The 1,222-nt window shown below is 75.0% G+C and carries 1 protein-coding gene; it reads right to left on the reverse strand.

Features of this window, described 5'->3' with window-relative positions:
• Positions 1 to 98 precede the first annotated feature (98 nt).
• Positions 99 to 1,061 carry an ArsA-related P-loop ATPase gene (locus tag EF903_RS32745; protein ID WP_125548554.1) on the reverse strand — a complete coding sequence of 321 codons (963 nt, stop codon included), beginning with the start codon at positions 1,059 to 1,061 and terminating at the stop codon, positions 99 to 101.
• Between the last annotated feature and the right edge of the window lie 161 nt (positions 1,062 to 1,222).

The raw sequence follows: 1,222 nt of genomic DNA on the forward strand, positions 1-1,222 counted from the left end.
CTGTACGAGCTCGCGGCGGAGCTGCGCAAGCAGGCGGACGAGGAGTGAGCGGGGCCGTGGGCCCGCTGCGGCGCCCGCCGCCGGGCCCACGGCCCCGCTCACTCCTCGTCCGCCTGCTTGCGCAGCTCCGCCGCGAGCTCGTACAGCCCCGCGAGGTCCATCCCGGTGCCGAGCAGCGGCAGTTCGTACGCCGGCACCTCCAGCCGGGACAGCACCCGGCGCTGCGCCCGCTCCAGCGCCACCCGGCTCGCGTGCTCCGCCGCCTGCTCCAGCAGCGGGTCCACCAGCCGCTCCGCGGGCCCGCCGAGCCCGGCCCGGGACAGGGCGCGCGCCACGTCCCCGCGCAGCTCGCCGGCCGCCGCCAGGGCCTCGTCGTCCAGGTGGTGCGGACGGACCATGTTGACCACGACCCGTCCCACCGGCAGGCCCGCCCGCGCCAGCTCGGCGATCCCGTCGGCCGTCTCCTGGACGGGCATCTCCTCCAGCAGCGTCACGAAGTGCACCGCCGTCTCACGGGACTTGAGCACCTTCATGACGGCCTGCGCCTGGTTGTGGATCGGCCCGATCCGGGCCAGCCCCGCCACCTCGTCGTTCACGTTGAGGAACCGGGTGATCCGCCCCGTGGGCGGCGCGTCCATCACCACGTGGTCGTACACGTACCGGCCGGACCGGTCCTTGCGGCGCACCGCCTCGCACGCCTTGCCCGTCAGCAGCACGTCCCGCAGCCCGGGCGCGATGGTCGTCGCGAAGTCGATCGCGCCGAGCTTCTTCAGCGCGCGGCCCGCCGAACCCAGCTTGTAGAACATCTGGAGGTAGTCCAGCAGCGCCTGCTCCGCGTCGATGGCGAGCGCGTACACCTCCCCGCCGCCCGCCGCGACGGCGATCTTCCGCTCCTCGTAGGGGAGCGCCTCCGTCCCGAAGAGCTGCGCGATACCCTGCCTGCCCTCGACCTCCACCAGAAGAGTCCGCCTGCCCTCGCGTGCGAGGGCCAGCGCGAGTGCCGCGGCGACCGTGGTCTTCCCGGTTCCGCCCTTGCCGCTGACCACCTGGAGCCTGCTCACAGCCTCTGAGCCTAACCACTCGCTCCCCGGGCCGCCTACCGGGGGGAGTGGTCCTGCGCGGCCCGGGGCCCGCCGGGGGCGGCGCAGAGGCCGTGGTCGCTGCCCAGGTCGTCGGCCCCACGGGGGGCAGCGGGAAAGACCCCGGCGCCGGGCCGCGCGCG

Origin of the sequence: Streptomyces sp. WAC05292 (assembly GCF_003949955.1) — a bacterium.
Taxonomy (GTDB): Bacteria; Actinomycetota; Actinomycetes; order Streptomycetales; family Streptomycetaceae; genus Streptomyces; species Streptomyces globosus.